17 protein-coding genes are annotated in these 17,249 nt (G+C 63.5%); 9 read left to right on the top strand and 8 right to left on the bottom strand.

Annotated features, from left to right (window positions below):
* Window position 1: 1 nt before the first annotated feature.
* From B5V03_RS38255 to pncA, 5 genes are all read right to left on the bottom strand, one after another.
* Entirely contained in the window at window positions 2-1,639 is a 1,638-nt protein-coding gene (locus tag B5V03_RS38255; protein ID WP_129275575.1) for an ABC transporter substrate-binding protein, read from the bottom strand.
* A gap of 30 nt (window positions 1,640-1,669) precedes the next feature.
* Window positions 1,670-2,485: a sugar phosphate isomerase/epimerase family protein gene (locus tag B5V03_RS38250; protein WP_129275574.1), complete on the bottom strand. Its 816-nt coding sequence runs from the start codon at window positions 2,483-2,485 to the stop codon at window positions 1,670-1,672.
* A 461-nt stretch (window positions 2,486-2,946) separates the two neighbouring features.
* Window positions 2,947-4,980, bottom strand: a complete 2,034-nt coding sequence (locus B5V03_RS38245; RefSeq protein WP_129275573.1) for an NAD(+) synthase — start codon at window positions 4,978-4,980, stop codon at window positions 2,947-2,949.
* A gap of 121 nt (window positions 4,981-5,101) precedes the next feature.
* A complete protein-coding gene (locus B5V03_RS38240; RefSeq protein ID WP_129275572.1) occupies window positions 5,102-6,217 on the bottom strand; it encodes an alpha/beta fold hydrolase in 1,116 nt (371 codons plus the stop codon).
* 16 nt (window positions 6,218-6,233) lie between these two features.
* Window positions 6,234-6,860: a bifunctional nicotinamidase/pyrazinamidase gene (gene pncA / locus B5V03_RS38235; protein ID WP_129275571.1), complete on the bottom strand. Its 627-nt coding sequence runs from the start codon at window positions 6,858-6,860 to the stop codon at window positions 6,234-6,236.
* A gap of 251 nt (window positions 6,861-7,111) precedes the next feature.
* On the opposite strand from pncA, the gene glk reads away from it, so the two are divergent.
* The 3 genes from glk (at window position 7,112) to B5V03_RS41905 (ending at window position 8,730) form a co-directional block, all read left to right on the top strand.
* Window positions 7,112-8,083, top strand: coding sequence for a glucokinase (glk, locus tag B5V03_RS38230; RefSeq protein WP_129275754.1), 972 nt, complete (start codon window positions 7,112-7,114; stop codon window positions 8,081-8,083).
* 141 nt (window positions 8,084-8,224) lie between these two features.
* Window positions 8,225-8,428, top strand: a complete 204-nt coding sequence (locus B5V03_RS38225; RefSeq protein WP_129275570.1) for a hypothetical protein — start codon at window positions 8,225-8,227, stop codon at window positions 8,426-8,428.
* Window positions 8,429-8,574: 146 nt separating this feature from the next.
* Window positions 8,575-8,730: a hypothetical protein gene (locus B5V03_RS41905; RefSeq protein WP_164988564.1), complete on the top strand. Its 156-nt coding sequence runs from the start codon at window positions 8,575-8,577 to the stop codon at window positions 8,728-8,730.
* A gap of 87 nt (window positions 8,731-8,817) precedes the next feature.
* Here B5V03_RS41905 and B5V03_RS38220 read toward each other — a convergent pair whose 3' ends face one another.
* Both B5V03_RS38220 and B5V03_RS38215 read right to left on the bottom strand, forming a co-directional pair.
* On the bottom strand, window positions 8,818-9,195 hold the full coding sequence (locus B5V03_RS38220; protein WP_129275569.1) for a response regulator: 378 nt from the start codon (window positions 9,193-9,195) through the stop codon (window positions 8,818-8,820).
* Between the two features lie 111 nt (window positions 9,196-9,306).
* Entirely contained in the window at window positions 9,307-10,119 is an 813-nt protein-coding gene (locus tag B5V03_RS38215) for a Spy/CpxP family protein refolding chaperone (protein ID WP_129275568.1), read from the bottom strand.
* A gap of 490 nt (window positions 10,120-10,609) precedes the next feature.
* Between B5V03_RS38215 and B5V03_RS38210 the strand changes: the two genes are divergently transcribed.
* From B5V03_RS38210 to B5V03_RS41900, 6 genes are all read left to right on the top strand, one after another.
* The gene (locus tag B5V03_RS38210) at window positions 10,610-11,950 is read left to right on the top strand and encodes an ABC transporter substrate-binding protein (RefSeq protein WP_129275567.1); all 1,341 of its coding nucleotides are present in this window, start codon (window positions 10,610-10,612) and stop codon (window positions 11,948-11,950) included.
* Window positions 11,951-12,097: 147 nt separating this feature from the next.
* The gene (locus B5V03_RS38205; protein WP_129275566.1) at window positions 12,098-13,039 is read left to right on the top strand and encodes a carbohydrate ABC transporter permease; all 942 of its coding nucleotides are present in this window, start codon (window positions 12,098-12,100) and stop codon (window positions 13,037-13,039) included.
* Window positions 13,039-13,950 carry a carbohydrate ABC transporter permease gene (locus B5V03_RS38200; protein ID WP_129275565.1) on the top strand — a complete coding sequence of 304 codons (912 nt, stop codon included), beginning with the start codon at window positions 13,039-13,041 and terminating at the stop codon, window positions 13,948-13,950. Before B5V03_RS38205 ends, B5V03_RS38200 begins: the two co-directional genes overlap by 1 nt.
* A gap of 6 nt (window positions 13,951-13,956) precedes the next feature.
* Window positions 13,957-15,057, top strand: coding sequence for an ABC transporter ATP-binding protein (locus B5V03_RS38195; RefSeq protein WP_129275564.1), 1,101 nt, complete (start codon window positions 13,957-13,959; stop codon window positions 15,055-15,057).
* A 34-nt stretch (window positions 15,058-15,091) separates the two neighbouring features.
* Window positions 15,092-16,081: a hydroxyacid dehydrogenase gene (locus tag B5V03_RS38190; RefSeq protein WP_129275563.1), complete on the top strand. Its 990-nt coding sequence runs from the start codon at window positions 15,092-15,094 to the stop codon at window positions 16,079-16,081.
* A 170-nt stretch (window positions 16,082-16,251) separates the two neighbouring features.
* Window positions 16,252-16,740, top strand: coding sequence for a hypothetical protein (locus B5V03_RS41900; protein WP_164988563.1), 489 nt, complete (start codon window positions 16,252-16,254; stop codon window positions 16,738-16,740).
* Between the two features lie 3 nt (window positions 16,741-16,743).
* Here the strand turns inward: B5V03_RS41900 and B5V03_RS38180 are convergent, their stop codons facing one another.
* Window positions 16,744-17,241, bottom strand: a complete 498-nt coding sequence (locus tag B5V03_RS38180; RefSeq protein WP_129275751.1) for a DUF1993 domain-containing protein — start codon at window positions 17,239-17,241, stop codon at window positions 16,744-16,746.
* Window positions 17,242-17,249: the final 8 nt, after the last annotated feature.

Below are 17,249 nucleotides of genomic sequence, written 5' to 3'. Positions count from 1 at the left end.
CCTACGCCTCGAAATTGCCGGCGCGGAAATCCATCGCGAACGCCGGCGACGCCTTCCACTTGATCGACTTCGGCTTGGCCGTGAAGGTCGCGTTCTGGTGCAGCACCGTGTAGGCGGGATCCTCGCGCTCGGCGATCTCCAGCATGCGGTGGAACGCCTTCTTGCGGGCGGCGCGGTCGGTCGAGGTCTCCAGGAACTCCGAGAGCTTGTTCAGCTCGACATTGGTCCACTCGCCGATCTGCTGCTGCTGGCCGTTCGGACCGTGCTGGGCGACCAGCGACGAGACGGGATCATTGAAGGCGGCCGAGTTCGACCAGTCGCGCACCGCGCGGGTCGGCGCACGTTCCATGATCTGCGACCAGTTTTCCTTGGTCTCGATCTGGACGTTGAGGCCCACCGACTTCCACATCTCGACCAGCACCTGCGCGGTCGCGACCTGATTGGTGTAGTAGTTGTTGAGCAGGCGGTACGGAATCGGATCGCCCTTGTAATTGGCCTGCTTCAAGAGATCCTGCGCGAGCTTGGGATCATAGGCCGGCACGCTCCAGTCGACGTTGAACATGTCGCCATAGAATTCCCACTGCAGGCCCTTCGGCACGCGGGTACGGCCGGCCCACAGGCTGTCGACGATGGCCTGGCGGTCGATCGAATGGGTGAAGGCGCGGCGCACCAGCGGATTGGCGAGCACGGCGTGGTTCTTGTCGAACACGGTCAGGCGGTGATTGAGGATGGTGCCGCCCTGCACTTCGAATGCGGCATTCTTCTCGATGCCGGCGATCTGGTCCGGCGGGATGTCGCAGGCGAACTGGTATTCGCCCGACAAGAGCCCGTTGATGCGGCTCGCGACCTCGGGCACCTCGAGGAAGCGGATGCGCTTGAGCGGCGGACGGCCGCCCCAATATTCGTCGTGGGCTTCGAGGGTCAGCGACACGTCGGGCTTGAGCTCGACGACCTTGTACGGTCCCGTCGTAACAGGCTTGCGCGCCCAGTCGAGATAGCTGGCGGATTCGGCCCAGGCGCGGCGGTTGGCGATATCGGAGCCGTAGCGCGACAATCGCCCTTCGATCGTGACGTCGGGCGTCGCGTTGTAGAAGCGCACCGTGTATTTGTCGACGGCGTCGACACGGACGAGGTCTGGCCAGATGCGGCGGGCGACCGCGGGCACATCAGGCGGCAATTCCTTGCCGGGCCGCGGCGTCGGGATCTTTTCAAAAGCCTGAATGGTGGAGCGGCTCTTGGCCTCGGTCTCGCCGAACATGCGCTCGCGGCTGAAAGTGAAGACGACGTCCTCAGCGGTGAGTTCGTCACCGTTGTGGAACTTGACGCCCTGGCGCAGCTTCACCTCGACGGTCTGGTCGTCGATGCGACGCCATTCGGTGGCAAGGCCGGGCACGGCCTCGAGGCTGCCGCGCCAGTTCTTGGAGATCAGGCCTTCCCAGATCGAGGAAAAGAACACGCGCTCGCCGACATTGGACTGCTCGCGCAGCACGTCGAGCACGTTCGAATTGGTCACCTTCTGCACGGCGATCGTCACCGACGGACGGTTATCGGCCTGCCCGATGGCAAAGCGCGGCAGCAGCAGCGTGCCCGCGGCAGCGCCGCCGGACTTCAGGATGGTGCGACGGGTGAGCTTGCTCATGAAAGTAATCCCTGCCCTGTGTGATGTCGGTTATTCGGCGAGACCGAGCGCAGCGAGATGGGCTGCGCCCTTGCGGACGTCGTCGTGATTGCGGAGTTCGAGGATCAGCCGCGGATTCGAGGTCAACCGGCCCAGCGCGCGGAACAATGCGACCCACGGGATATTGCCCTCGCCCGGCGCCCAGTGGCGGTCGGCAAAGCCGTCGGTGTCCTGGAGGTGCACATGCGTCAGCATGTCGCCAGCCGTTTCGACATAATAATCGACCGGTGGCGCGCCGGTGGAGATGTGGGCGTAGTTGGCGTGGCCGGTGTCGAGCGAGACGCGGACCTTGTTGCTTTCGAGCGCCTTGGCGAGACGCACGCGGTCGCGCGGATCCTTGTCCTCGATGTTCTCGATGACGATTTCGCAGCCGATCGTCTCAGCGCGCGCGATCACCTCGGCCAGCGTCGCCTTGACGCGTTCGACGATGTTGGCGCGGTTATCAGGATAGAGATGGAGATTGTTGTGGTCCCAGGTCGTGAACGGCGAATGCATCACCATCTGCGTCGCGCCGAGGAATTCAGCGGCATCAAGGCCCTGGAGCAGCCGCTTCGTCACCGCCTGGCGGATCATCGGATCATGGCTGTCGATCTTGAAGCCCCAGAACGGGCCGTGGATGCCGAGGCGCCCGGTATGGCCCGACAGCATCTGCTTGATTTCGGTCGCTGCACTGCGCCAGTCGCCGTCGAGCAGGTCGGCGCGGAAGAAGTCCTGAACTTCGAGATCGCGTTGCCGTTCGAGAAGCCAGTCGCGGTGGGCCGGGATCGATTTAATGGATAGTGCGGCGCCCAACACCGGCTTCGACATGGCTTGCTCCTTGACCGTCAACGATGACAAGGGCAGCGCTAGACCAGTTCAATGACAGGCCGGTGAAATGCAGGTTCCGCAGTGCGGACGAGATGTGGACATCCGACCGGTCGCTTGCATCGATTTCAGGCAGCACCGAATGCAGCGCGTGCACACGGATGCATCAGTGCGCGAAAGCAAGCACGTTTGAGTCCGTAGTGATCCGGAATGGAATCCTATGTTGATGTCGCGTACATCGCGCACATCGATCGGCGGCCTTCCAAGGGCATCACCCTCTGATCGCGCAGCATGGGGTTGGGGGACCACATGGGGCGGGGGGATCAAAGGCTGGGGCAAAGGTGACGAGGTCCGGACTCCTAGGCACTCCGGACCTCGGCACTTTCTAGATTGAACGTGATTTCGCGCCGCCGGCCTCATGAGCCGCGCGGCGCGATCTCGTTTAGGCACCCTGCCCGATCAGATCACTTCGGCACGTTCCGCTCGAGATCCTCGAGCCAGGCCGCCGCACTCGAATCCGACGGCGCACGCCAGTCGCCGCGCGGCGACAATGAGCCACCGGCCGAAACCTTCGGTCCGTTCGGCATTGCCGAGCGCTTGAACTGGCTGAATGCGAAGAAGCGGCGCAAAAACACCTCAAGCCAGCGGCGGATTTCCGGAAGATCGTAGGCCCTGCGCTTGTCGTTCGGAAATGCCGGCGGCCACTCGCCCTTGGCGACGTCCTTCCAGGCGTGCTGCGCCATGAAGGCGATCTTGGATGGCCGTAGGCCGAAGCGCAACGTATAGAACAGGTTGAAATCCTGGAGTTCGTAAGGGCCGATTGAGGCCTCCGTGCTCTGCGGCTTCTCGCCCGGCTTGACCGGAACCAGCTCGGGCGAGATTTCGGCCGACAGGATCGAGGCGAGCGTCGTATTCACGTCGCCGGTAAACTGTTTTGAGGCGATCACCCAGCGGATCAGATGCTGGATCAGCGTCTTCGGCACGCCGGCATTGACGTTGTAATGCGCCATCTGGTCGCCAACGCCATAGGTGCACCAGCCGAGCGCGAGCTCAGAGAGATCGCCGGTTCCGATCACGATGCCGCCGTGATGGTTGGCGAGCCGGAACAGATAGTCGGTGCGCAAGCCCGCCTGCACGTTCTCGAAGGTGACGTCGTAGACCTTCTCGCCCTTTCCGAAGGGATGGCCGATATCCTTCAGCATCTGCGTGGCTGTGGTGCGGATGTCGAGTTCCTGCCAATTGGTCTGCAACGCCTTCATCAGCGCCAGCGCATTGGTCTTGCTCTCGGTGCCGGTGGCAAAGCCCGGCATGGTGTAGGCCAGAATGTTCTCGCGTGGCAGGCCGAGCAGGTCGACCGCCTTGGCGGCGACGATCAGGGCGTGGGTCGAGTCGAGGCCACCGGAGACGCCGATCACGACGCGCTTGGTGCCGGTGGCGCGCATGCGCTGGACGACGCCGGCGACCTGGATGTTGTAGGCCTCGTAGCAATCCTGCTCGAGCAGGTTTTCGTCGCTCGGCACGAACGGAAAGCGCTCGATCTTGCGCAGGAAGCCGATGTCGGCGGCTGGCGGCTTCAGGGCAAAGCTGATCCTGCGGTAAAAGCCTTCGCGCTGGCGGCGGTTGTCGTCGAACGTGCCCATCGAGGCGCGTTCCTGCCTGAGCAGGTCGAGATCGACGTCGGCGGTGGTGATCTGGCCGCCCTGGCGGAACCGCTCGCCCTCGGCCAGCAGCACGCCGTTCTCGTAGATCGAGGTCTGGCCGTCCCAGGCCAGATCCGTGGTCGATTCCCCAGCGCCTGCGGCGGAATAGACGTAGGCAGCAAGGCAGCGCGCCGAGGTCGATTGGCACAGCAGCGCACGCGAGCGCGCCCGGCCGATCGTGATCGGGCTGCCCGAGAGATTGATCAGCACGCTGGCGCCGGCGAGCGCCAGCTCGGAGGCCGGCGTCACCGGGATCCACATGTCCTCGCAGATCTCGACGCCGATGGTCAGGCCCGGGACGTCCTCGGCGGCGAAGAGAAGGTCAGTGCCGAACGGGGCATGCAGTCCGCCGAAGGCGATGGTCTCGCCGGCGATGCCGGTGCCGGAGGCAAAATGCCGTCCCTCGTAGAATTCGCGGTAGGTCGGCAAATAGCTCTTGGGCACCACGCCAAGGACGTTGCCGCGATGGATGACGATGGCGCAATTGTAGATGCGATGGCCAAAACGCAGCGGCGCCCCGACGATCAGGACCGTCATCAGCGCCGCGGAGGCCTCGACGATCGCGGCGAGCCCGCGCTCGACGGCGTCGAGCAGCGGATCCTGCTTCACCAGGTCTTCGATCGCGTAGCCGGACAGGCACAGCTCGGGAAACACGGCGACCGCCACCGACTGGTCGTGGCACGCATTGGCCGCCGTCAGGACAGCCTTGGCATTGGCGGTGGGATCGGCCACATGAGAGGCGGTGACGCAGGCCGCCACGCGCGCAAATCCGTGGGCATAGATCGAGTGGAAAGTCATCGCGTACCCTTAATCTCTTCCCGGCCGGCCGCAGCCGTCAGCCCCGGACCATCATATGTAACCCATGGACCTCGCCCCGTGCAGGGCATCCGCCGTCATGCATAACGGATTTGCGCGTCGGTCAGGCGCTGCGAGCGAGCACGCCAGAGAGGTCGTCCCGCAGCCAATGGGCAATCCGAGGCCAGGCCTGCGCGTGGGTCCGCGCGCCCATGAACAGGCCGAGATGATTGCTCGGCTCGGAGGCCGCGGCAATGAAGGCGGGCGGCGTGCCGACGAGCCCGGCGGTGGCGAGCGCCTGTGCTGCCGGCACCACGTCGTCATCGAGCCCGGCCAGCAGGAATATCGGCGCCTTGACGTCCTTCAGGTCGATCCGGCGGCCGAGGGCTGTGAAGTTGCCGCCGGCAATCCGGTTCTCCCGGAAGATCCGGTTGACGATCTCCAGATAATAAGTGCCCGGCAGATCGAGCGTCTCCAAATTCCATTGGTCGAAGCGCGCGAGCAGCGCCGCGCCCTCCTCGTCGATGAGCTCCTTCTGCAAGGCGGCTGCGATATCCTCGCGGCTCGGCGTTTTCGACCAGACGCGCAACATCTCTTTGCCGCTGACATTGCCGCCGCCACGCGCCACGAGTTGGTCGTAGACCATGCCGGGCGCGTTGCGGGCGAGCCGCGCCATCGCCGAGTCGATCGACAAATCGACCGGCGCGCCCACCAGCACCAGCCGCCGCACCTTCGCCGGAAAGCGCGCTGCGTAAAGCAGCGACAGCCAGCCGCCCTGGCACAGGCCGACGAGATCGACCGGCGCGCCGATCTCGTCGACGGCGACGTTGAGATCGGACAAATAGCTGTCGATCGAGAGATAGCGCATATCTGGCGTGGCGGAGCGCCAATCGGTCAGGTAGACCCGGTCGATGCCGCCCCTTTGCAGCGACTGCACCACGCTGTGCCCGGGCGCGAAGTCGGCGATCAAGGCCCGATGCAGCGCATAGGGCGCGCAGACCAGCGCCGGCTGGCCGGACCGCGCCCGAGAGCCATCGCGCAGGCACATGGTCGCAAGCTCCAGCGCGACGAAGTTGGGCGTCGTCCACGGCAGGCTGCTGTCGGCGGGCTCGGCTGGCTCCCGCTCCATCCACCAGAAGCAGGCATCCATGGCGAGCCGCGCTACCGCAAACGGCCACAGCGGCGGGTCGTCAGCGACGTGATCCGCTCCGCCCGGCTGTTTGCCTGTCTTTTCCGTCACGTCTATCTCGCCCCTCTCACAGGAAGGTCTCGAAGCTGATCACGGACATGCCGAGCTCGCCAAAACTCCGATGCGCCGCGGCCACGGATCCCTCGAGGTCGATGCCACGGCAGGCATCCTCGATCACCACGACCTCGAACCCGGCCTTGCGGGCATCTTCCGCCGAGAAGCGGACACAGAAGTCGAGCGCGAGACCCGCGACGAAGACGGTCTTCAGCTCGCGCTCGCGCAAATAGCCGAGCAGGCCGGTCGGCGTCCTGTGGTCGTTCTCGAACAGCGCGGAATAGGAATCGATGCCGCGGCGAAAACCCTTGCGCACCACCAGGCTCGCACGGGTAACGTCCAGCTCCCCGTGGAATTCGGCGCCGGCCGTGCCCTGCACGCAATGCGCCGGCCAGAGCACCTGGGTGCCGTAGTCGAGCTCGATGGTCTGGAACGGCTGCTTGCCCGGATGGTTCGACGCGAAGGAGACGTGGTCTGCCGGATGCCAGTCCTGGGTCAGCACCACATTGGTGAATTTTTGGGCGATCCGGTTGATCGCGGGTACGACCTTCTCGCCGCCGGGCACGGCCAGCGCGCCGCCGGTGCAGAAATCGTTCTGCACGTCGATCACCAGCAGCACGTCGCGGTCGGAAATCTTCATCGAAAAGTCCAGTTCAGCCGTCCGGCGCCGAAACGCTTTTGTCCAGTGTCGATCTTCCCGCGCCGCTTCGCAACACCGACCGCGTGCGACGATGTCGCGCCGTCGTACCCGGGGATGCAACGGTTTGGCCTCGTTTGAGTTGACTAGGCTCACGCAAGGACGGATTCTCAAGACGCGTTCGTAATCTGCGGATCGGATGGAGTGGAGGAGATGGTTCCCGCATGCCTCGATGGCGCGGCGGCCAAATGGTCATGAGTATCGGCAAGACAGGCAAAATTCTTCTCGCCGATATCGGCGGCACCAATGCGCGTTTCGCCATAAGCCAGGGCGACCAGACCGGCCCCATCGACTATGTGAAGGTCGCGGACTTCCCGACCGTCCGGGAAGCCATGGCCGACGTTCTCGCGCGCCGCGCCGGTGGCGAGCAGCCCAAACGAGCCGTACTGGCTGTCGCGGGTCCCGTGACCAACAACCGCTGCGTCATGACCAACAGCCCCTGGGTCATCGACGGCAACGAGCTCCAGCCGGCGCTCGGATTTGACAGCGTCCACGTGCTCAATGATTTCGAGGTGGTGGCCTGGTCCCTGCCCGCCCTGGAGCCTGCCGATCTGATCCCGCTCGGCGGCCAGGATGGCCTCCCCGGCGAACCGCTGCTGGTGGTCGGGCCCGGAACCGGTTTTGGCGTCTCCTGCCTGGTCGAGCGCCATGGCGCGCGGCTCGCCGTCGTCACCGAAGCGGGACACGCGACGCTGCCGGCGGAGAACGAGCGCGAGGAGCGCGTGATTGCGTGTCTGCGCAAGCGCTTCGGCCACGTCTCCATCGAGCGCGGCGCGCTCTCCGGCTCCGGGCTGCAAAGCCTCTACGAGGCGCTGGCGGAGGTCGACGGCGCAGAGGTGCCGCACCGCGACGCGGCCGCCATCACCAAGGCGGCCCTGGACGGCAGTTGTGCGCACAGCCGCGCAACGCTCGATATGTTCTGTGCCATCCTCGGCTCGGTCGCGGGCAATCTCGCGGTGACCTTCGGCGCCCGCGGCGGCGTCTACATCGCCGGCGGGATCGTGCCGCGCTTCCCCGAGTTCCTTGCGGCCTCGGCCTTTCGCGCCCGCTTCGAGGCCAAGGGACGCTTTCAGGACTACCTGCGCAACATCCCGACCCGGCTGGTCACCAAGCCCGATGCGAGCTTCGTCGGCCTGAAGATGTTCGCCGACCACAATCCGGATTGAAGCCGCCGGCGATCGTCCGGTCCGTTAACTATGCACAGCTGATTGCATCGAAGGCGGAGTTCCACGCAGGATCGTGCTTGCCCGATTGTTTCCGATGGGAAACAATTCGCTCAGTGTGTGGCGTAGTTGCGGGGGCGTGGCATGCGTAAGCAGGACGTAGGATTCGACTATCACCGCTATCACCGTCTGCTGCTCGAGGCGGACGACGAGGACAAGCGGCTGGCGCTGATCGAGCTCCTGATCGAGGAAAAGGCGCGCGACCGGCTCGCCGCGCAGCGTGCCTCGGATCGCGCCGCCATGACGGCCCACACCATCGCCAACGTGCTGAGGAACGGCCGCAACTGAGACTTGCGGACGTATGCGCCACTCGCGCAAACACGCGAGCGATTGCGATTCCTTTAACGATCCCTCGAAAGCTCGCGTCAAACTTTTTGCTCTAAAAGTTCCCTCACCTGATGCAATTCAGGATCAACACAAAGGGGGGAATGAACATGAGCATGATTTCGCTCGCCGCGATGCCGGCTGCCGTCGAAACGCGTCTTGCCGATTCTTCGTTCAAGACCATCTTGATGTTCTGCTGCATGGGCCTGGTCGCCTCGTTCGGCCTGATGGCGCGCGGCATCGACCTCAGCGCCGGCCTGATCTGAGACTGCGACAAGTTTCGTTCGTGAAATGGCCGCCCCAACGGGCGGTCATTTTCGTTGGCACGCTCAGTGCGGTGCCTTCGCCGTCGCTCAGTGAGGTGTTTTGGCGATCGCGTCCGGAAACAGCGCGTCGATCATGATCTTGAGCTGATCGAGAGAAATCGGCTTGCGCAGGATCGGCCGGCGCCGGAGCAAGGACGGCAACAGCTCCGGCCCGTAGCCGGTGGCGAACATGAACGGCTTGCCACGGCGCTCGATCAGATCGGCGACGGGATCGACGTACAATCCCTTCAGATTGATGTCGAGGATGGCGAAATCATATTGCGCAGTCATCGCAAAGGCGCTCGCGTCCCGGACATTGTCCGCCTCCGCGACGACGTGGTGGCCGAGCTCTTCCACCATGTCCACCATCATCATCCGGATCAAGGCCTCGTCTTCGACCAGGAAAACAGAGAGTCCGTCCGCCATATCAACCCCGCAGTCAGCTTGCGAAGCTAATCATAACCGAATTGCGCAGAGGATTCACGAATTCGTGGCGGGCGCCGTTAATTCAGGCGTCCGCCATCCGATTCAACTTGATCAATCCAATCCGCGCTCGTGGCTGAGGCGCACCATCTCCTGGATGAAGACCTGCTTCTGCTTGTCGTCGAGGCTCGAATAGAGCGGCTCGGCGGCGTCGGCGACATTGCGCTGGTCGGCGGCGCGGTCGATCAGGAATTGCGATTCGTTGCGCATCTGCTCGATGATGTCATCAGGGGGATCCCGCTTGGCGCGGGTAACCCGCAGGTTGAGCCGCTCTGCACCATTGTGTCCCAGGTAGTGCATGGCACTCGAGAAGCCGAACCAGTGCTTCTCCTGATCGGGCGTGAGATTCAACTCCGTCTTGATCCGCTCGATATAGGAATCGCTGTTGGCGACGATCTGCTCGGCGGTCTGTTGCGGCGCGCCGGTCTGGGTGAGGACGGGGACGTCCTTATTGTCGTCCTTGGTGTCCTGCGGCGCATTCTTGGCTTCCTTGCTGGCCTTGGCGCCCTTGCCCGCCTTGGCACTCTCCTTAGCGCTCTTGGCGTCCTTGCCGGCGCCGGGCTGCTTGGAATCCTTGCTGGCGTCCTTGGTCGCATCCTTGCTGGCATCTTTGGCCGGGGGCGGCGCCTGGTTGTTGTTGACGCCGAGCACGCCGGTGAAGACACCGACCACGCCGCCGATCGCGCCGCCCAGCACGCCGCCGACGGGACCGGCCGCCTTGTTGCCGGCCGCGGCGCCATCCTGCACGCCTTTGACCAGGCCCTGAGCATGCGCGACCGCGGCTGCGCCGAGCAGCAGCCCCACCACGGACCCCAGCGCGAACCATCGCCGCAGGTGAAGCCGCATGGGCGGCACCGGGTTGATCATTCTGGTCTCCATCATCGATCTGATTGGCCTGTCGGGGTGGGAGCCACCCGCTGGTTGCAACTCTATCGTTTCCGCCACTTCGAGGTCCAGACGCAGTCAATCGCTGTCCACGCCCGAAAAGTCTTTCGCGCGAAGCGGTTATGTAGGCTTATTCGAAACTGCGGCGTAATTGCGCACGGATTGTTCCTCGCAGGCTCGCGCCATGTGTGCGTCGCAAAACCGAGGAGCGCGGTTCACGTCCGGCGCGCGACGCGCGAGGCCCTGCCGCGGATTCGAGCACAACGTTAGTTCTAGACGATCGCCATTCGGATTTCTCGACAGACGCGATCAATCATGATCTGATCGCGCTACCAATTTGCCGCGCCTCGCGTGATTTGTCAGCGAAGCTGACGGCATCAACAAGAAACGTCCAACAAGAAAATCAAAAGCAAAACTCGGAAGAGTTAAGAGGAAACGCCAGAACAATAAAACACCCAAGCGAGGAAACGAGATGTCACGCAAGACACTGACGCGACGTCAATTTGTGGCTGCCACTGCAATGTCCTCCACGGCGCTGATCGCGGCGCCCTATGTCCGAGGCGCCTACGCCGCCGGCAAACTCTCGATCGGCTTCTGGGACCACTGGGTGCCCGATGCCAATGAAGCCTCCAGGGCTCTCGTCAAGGAGTGGGCGGAGAAGGAGAAAGTCGAAGTCTCCATCGACTACATCACCAGCAACAACAAGAAGATCGAATTGACCGCAGCGGCCGAAGCGCAGGCCAAGTCCGGTCATGACATTCTCCAGATGCCGAGCTGGTGGCCGCACGCCTATTCCGAGAATCTCGAGCCGCTCAACGATGTCATGGAGCCGCTCATCAAGCAGAATGGCGAGGTGAACGGCACCGTCAAATATCTCGGACAGTCGGGCGGCAAATGGCTCGCCGTGCCCGCCACGCCGGGAAGCCAGATCAAGGGCCCCTGCTCGCGCATCGACCTGATGAAGCAGCATGCGGGCATCGACGTCCAGGAGATGTATCCGGCCGGCAGCGCGCCGAAAGCCGATAATTGGACGTTGGAGACGTTCCTGAAGGCGGCGGAAGCCTGCCACAAGGCCGGCTTCCCCTTCGGCATCGGTCTCGGCGAGACCACCGACAGCGTCGACACGGCCGGCGCGATCTTCCAGTCCTTCGGCGCCGAGCTCGTCAATGCCAAGGGCGACGTCACCGTCAAGACCGACGAGGTGCGGCAGGCGCTCGAATTCTTCAAGAAGCTGATCGCCGTGCTGCCGGCCGATGCGCCATCCTGGGATGACGCCTCCAACAACAAATGGCTGATCTCGGGCCGCGGCGCGATGATCATGAACCCGCCGAGCGCCTGGGCCGTCGCCAAGCGCGACGCACCGCAGGTCGCCGAGCAATGCTGGACGCACGGCTTCCCCTCCGGTCCCAAAGGCCGCTTCGCGCCGTTCCTGCCTTATTTCTGGGGCGTGTGGGCCTTCGGCAAGAACAAGGAGGCGGCCAAGAGCCTTCTTGTTCATTTGTCTTCACCAGCGGCGATTGAAAAATTCGTCGCGGCGAGCGGCGGGTACGATCTCCCGGCCTACGCGAACATGACGAAGTTCAAGACCTGGGCCGAGGTCGGGCCGCCGACCGGCACGCTCTTCCACTATCCGGATCCCTATCATCAGCAGACGCTGTCGATCGCCGCATCGCCGGCGCCGCCGAAGATCGCGCAGCAGATCTACTTCCAGGCGACGCTGACCAAGATGGCGTTGCGCTTCGCGCAAGGAGAAAAGCTGGAAACGGCACTCGCCTGGGCCGAGGGCGAGTGCGAGGGCTTCATGCGGACCTGAGCCGGGTGTGTGCCACGGCGGTTCATGCCCTCTCGCATGAGCCGCCGAGGCGCGCCCTCCTTCCGTCCGCATGCCAATGAAGCCGACCGGTCGCCGGCTTCACCGTTGGACCTTCCGCAAGAGAGCTTGATCCAGAAAGTTTGACTCATGGCTGATGTCGTCGTTGAGCAAGGCCGCCTCGCCCGTGCTGTCAGTCCGCGCAAGAAAGGTGCGAGCCTGCGCAATGTGCTCGGGCGCAAATCGACCGTGGCGTTCTTCCTGACGCTGCCGCTGATCCTCCTGATCACGATGCTCGTGCTCTATCCCGCCTTCTATTCGCTCTATTTGGCGACGCTGAACAAGGCGATGACGAAATTCGTCGGCCTCGGCAATTTCACCTTCCTGTTCAAGCGCGAGACGTTCTGGATGGTGGTGAAGCAGTCCTGCATTTTCGCGATCACCGCCGTGATCTTCAAGGCGCTGATCGGCTTCATCGTCGCGCATTTCGTCCACAATATTCCGGGCAAAAAGCAACGCAAATGGCGCGGCATGCTGCTGGTGCCCTGGGTGATCCCGCCAGCGATGAGCACGCTGGCCTGGTTGTGGCTGTTCGATCCGTCCTACAGCGCGTTCAACTACACGCTCTCCTTCTTCGGCGTCGGTCCGATCCCGTGGCTCGGTGACACCTTCTGGGCGCGCTTCTCCGTCATCCTCGTCAACGTCTGGTACGGCGCGCCATTCTTCCTGATCATGTATCTGGCCGCGCTGAAATCCGTGCCGGACCAGCTCTATGAGGCGGCGTCGATCGACGGCGCCAATTGGTGGCAGAAGATCTGGCACATCACCTTGCCCATGATGCGCAACATCATCGCGATCACCACCCTGTTCTCGCTGATCGTCACCTTCGCCAATTTCGACATCGTGCGGATCCTCACTTCCGGCGGCCCGCTCGACCGGACCCATCTGTTCGCCACCTGGGCGTTCCAGGTCGGCATCCAGAGCAGTGACATCCCGCTCGGCGCCTGCGTCTCGCTGTTCATGGTGCCGATCCTCGCCGTCGCCGCGATCTTCATCCTGCGCGATGTCAACAAACGTGGGAACGAAGCCTGATGAGCACGCTCGCGATCGACAAGGCTGGCCCTTCCCGCAAGGTCAAACTCAGGAGCATGAGCCGGGACCGGACATGGGCGCTGCGCTGGTCCTACTTCTTCCTGATTCTGTTTGCGATCTTCTTCCTGACGCCGCCGGTCTACATGCTGATCACCTCGCTCAAGAGCAGCGCGGAGATCTCGGCGGCGACCAACCCATGGTGGGTGTTTCACCCCACTCTGTCGAACTATGTCGAACTGCTGACCTCGAACCAGTTTCTGCGGTTCTTCTGGAACTCGTCGATGATCTCGATCATCGTCGTGATCGTGACGATGCTGATCAGCATCCCCGCGGCGTTCGCATTGGCGCGCATGAAGTTCTGGGGCTCGGCGACGCTCGCGACCGGCGTCTTTCTCACCTACCTGATCCCGGACAGCCTGCTATTCATTCCGTTGTTCAAGATGCTGGCGGTGATCCAGGACTTCACTGGCATTACCCTTCTCAACCGGTGGTACGTGCTGGTGTTCATCTATCCGACACTGACCGTGCCATTCTGCACCTGGATCATGATCGGCTATTTCGCCTCGATCCCGAAGGAGCTCGATGAAGCCGCCCTCATCGACGGTGCCTCGTGGCTCCAGACCCTGACCCGGATCTTCATTCCGGTGGCGCTGCCGGGGCTGATCGCCGCGACCATCTTCGCCTTCACCGTGTCCTGGGCCCAGTTCCTCTATCCGCTGGTGTTCACGACATCCATCGATCAGCTCGTGCTGCCGGTCGGCATCACCACCACCCTGATCAAGGGCGACGTCTTCAACTGGGGGCAGATCATGACCGGCGCGCTGCTCGGCGCGGCCCCGCCGCTGGTCATCTACGCCTTCCTGATGGACTACTACATTGCCGGCCTGACCGCCGGCGCGACAAAGGGTTGAGACCTCATGGCTGACGTTGCATTGCGGAAGGTGGTCAAGCGTTACGACGATGTCGAGGCCGTGCGCGGCATCGATCTCGATATCGCCGACCATGAGTTCATCGTGCTGGTTGGCCCTTCCGGCTGCGGCAAGTCGACCACGCTTCGCATGATCGCGGGGTTGGAGGACATCAGCGACGGCGACATCATGATCGGTGGCGACGTCGTCAACGACGTGCCGCCGAAGGACCGTGACATCGCGATGGTGTTCCAGAACTACGCGCTCTATCCGCACATGACGGTCGCCGAGAACATGTCGTTCGGGCTGCGCCTGAAGCACTACCCGAAGGCCGAGATCAAGGCGCGGGTGACGGAAGCCGCCCGGCTGCTCGACATCACCGATTTGATCGACCGCAAACCCAAACAGCTCTCCGGCGGCCAGCGCCAGCGCGTCGCCATGGGGCGCGCCATCGTGCGTAATCCAAAGGTTTTCCTGTTCGACGAGCCGCTGTCCAATCTCGACGCAAAACTGCGGGTGCAGATGCGGATCGAGATCAAGAAGGTACACCAGAAGGTGCGCACCACCACGGTCTACGTCACCCACGACCAGGTCGAGGCGATGACATTGGCCGACCGCGTGGTCGTCATGAACAAGGGCCGCATCGAGCAGATCGGCACACCGAACGAACTCTACCACAAGCCGGCAACGCGTTTCGTTGCCGGCTTCATCGGCTCGCCCGCGATGAACTTTATCCCGTGCCGGCTCGAGGACGTTGGCGGCACAGTTCAGATTCGCCTCACAGACCGCATCGCCTTCCCGCTGCCGCCGGCCCGCGCCGCCCGCTACAACGCGCTGCCGCGCAGCGAGAAGCTGCTGCTCGGCATCCGGCCCGAGCACCTCACCGAGTCGCATGCGCATCTGGAGCCGGGCGTCGAAACCTTCGATACCGTGCTCGACGTCACCGAGCCGATGGGGATGGAGACCCTGGTCTATTTCGGCCTCGAGGGCACGCCGATCTGCGGCCGCGTCGATCCCAATGCCGGCGCCAAGGACGGGGCTCCCATGCGTTTGGCGATGGACCTTAATAACATGCACCTGCTAAACGATGAGACCGGCGTCGTGCTGTGATGCCGGTCCAAGAAACGCAAGCAGGCGGGGAGCAATGGCGACCAACAAGAAGAAGATTTTCGTTACACAAACTTTGTCGCAAGGGGCACGCACCCTCCTCACCCAGCGGGACGATATCGAGCTCGTCGAGTTTCCCAACCTGATCTCCGCCAAGGATTTCGAGGCCTTGCTGAAGAGCCATGCGCCGGTGCATGGCGTGGCGCTCGGCGCCACCGCCTTTGGCGAGACCGAGCTCGAAGCGTCCAGGGACATGAAAGTGGTGACCCGCATCGGCGTCGGCTATGACGCCGTCGACGTGCCCGCCCTCTCCCGCCGCAAGGTGCCGCTGATGGTCGCAGGCAGCGCCAACTCGCCCTCGGTCGCCGAGCAGGCGCTGTTCATGATGCTGACGCTGGCCAAGCGCGCCAATGAAATGCACGCCTGCGTCAAGGACGGCCAATGGGCCAACCGGCTCGGCATGCTGCCGTTCGATCTCTACGTCAAGACCGTGCTGATCATAGGCTTCGGCCGCATCGGCACCCGCACCGCCAAGCGTTGCCAGGCGATGGAGATGAAGGTGCAGGTCTACGATCCCTTCAAACCCGCCGCCGACATCAAGGCAGCCGGCTGCGAGCCCGTCGCTGATCTCGACGCCGCGCTGCCGAATGCCGACTTCGTCACCATCCACTGCCCGAAGACGCCGGAAACGGTCGGCCTGTTTGACGCGGCCAGGATCGGCCGGATGAAGCCGAAATCCTATCTCATCAACACCGCGCGCGGCGGCATCGTGAAGGAAGCGGCACTGTACGACGCGCTGACGTCCGGAAAACTCGCCGGTGCCGGCATCGACGTGTTCGAGGTGGAGCCGCCCCCGGTCAGCAACGCGCTGTTCGCGCTGCCCAACGTCATCATGGCCCCGCATGTCGCTGGCGTCACCGTCGAGGCGGTCCAGCGTATGAGCGAGCAGACCGCGCGCAACATTTTGAGCGTTCTGGATGGCGATCCTATCCGTCAGAACATCATCAATCAGGACGTGCTCGGCTGATGCTAATCCGAAGGCGGACGGCTAACCCGCCCGCCTTCGGAACGCCAGAAAGCGTCCCATTTTGGTGCAGATCGAGCCCCAACTCGGCCTTAATCAAACCCGTGTAATAAGTCCGGCCGCGGCGGCAGTGGGACAGACTTGCCGGCCGCGTCGAGCTGGAGGATGGACCCTTGTCAGAGATCGACCCGACCGACCACGCGCTGGCGACCATCGCCAGCATTTTGGAGCACCCCGAGCCCGCTCTCGTTGTCCGCGAAACCGAGATCATCCGCGAGACCGAGATCCTGGTTGTCGGTGAGCAACCGACCGTCGAAGAACATCATGTGGCCGACGAGCATGACGACCATCCCGTGGTCGAGGAGCAGCCGCTCGTGCCTGACCACACCGATGCCGACGGCTACAGCAAGGTCGGCCCCGGGCCGATGGTGGCGATCCGCCTGAAATGGACGGTCCATCGCGGCGATGACGGCCAGTTCTACGTCCACGAGACCATCGGCGAGCAATCCACGCCCGTGGTCAGCGGCCCCATGACCAGCGAGGCCGCCGTGCATTTCGTCGACGCGCAGGAGCACGAGGCGAACAGGCGTTTCGAGCTGCTGCGCAGCGAGATCGCCGGCCGCAGCTCGCTTGCCGATTACGAGCGCAAGGGCGAAGCGTAGAAGTCACTTCCGCCCGAGAAAGTCCTTCTTCACGAGCTCGACGCCTGCGTGCCGTAACAAGTCGTAGGCGGTCGTGACGTGAAAGAAGAACTGCGGGACGCTGTTGGTGAGCAGCAGCGTCCGCCCGTTAAAGGGCAGCTCGGTGCCATTCTTGAGCCTGAAGAAGACCTTCAGCTCCGCTGACGCATCGATCTCGGCGCGCGGCAGGCTTTCAATGAATTCGATCGACGTCGCAATCCGCGCCTGAAGTCCGGCCATATCGTGCTCCAGCGCCGGCAGCGCCACCGGCTCGCACTGCGCCAGCAAGGCCGGCGCGACGGTGGCGTGGCGGCAGGCCTCGCCGACCTGCTGCGCCAGATCGTACATGTTCGGCGCCATGCGCATCCCGAGCAGGACCGCCGGATTGAACTTGCGGGTCTCGGCATAGGCCACGCCCTTGTCGAGCAGCACGGACAGGTTGCGCAAATACGGCACGAAGAGGCCGACCGAGGCCTCGTACATCGAGATCG

Origin of the sequence: Bradyrhizobium betae, assembly GCF_004123905.1 — a bacterium.
Lineage (GTDB): Bacteria > Pseudomonadota > Alphaproteobacteria > Rhizobiales > Xanthobacteraceae > Bradyrhizobium > Bradyrhizobium betae_A.
Note: the sequence above shows the minus strand (reverse complement) of the source record. Positions and strands in the feature narration are given on the sequence as shown.